This window comes from Janthinobacterium aquaticum, assembly GCF_009208565.1.
In the GTDB taxonomy this organism is placed as follows: Bacteria; Pseudomonadota; Gammaproteobacteria; order Burkholderiales; family Burkholderiaceae_D; genus Janthinobacterium.
Genome location: NZ_WFLK01000056.1, coordinates 1 through 272 on the forward strand (window position 1 = coordinate 1; position 272 = coordinate 272).

The window sequence follows — 272 nt, forward strand, 5'->3', positions numbered from 1 at the left end:
GCGAAGTTGAAATGTTTGTGATGATGCAATCTACCCGCGGCTAGACGGAAAGACCCCATGAACCTTTACTGTAGCTTTGCATTGGACTTTGAATCAATCTGTGTAGGATAGGTGGGAGGCTTTGAAGCGGGGACGCCAGTTCTCGTGGAGCCATCCTTGAAATACCACCCTGGTTCATTTGAGGTTCTAACCTTGGCCCGTTATCCGGGTCGGGGACAGTGCATGGTAGGCAGTTTGACTGGGGCGGTCTCCTCCTAAAGTGTAACGGAGGA

At 51.5% G+C, this 272-nt stretch carries 1 rRNA gene; it reads left to right on the top strand.

From position 1 onward, the window contains the following. A 23S ribosomal RNA gene (locus GCM43_RS25600) occupies window positions 1-272 on the top strand; the annotation flags it as partial.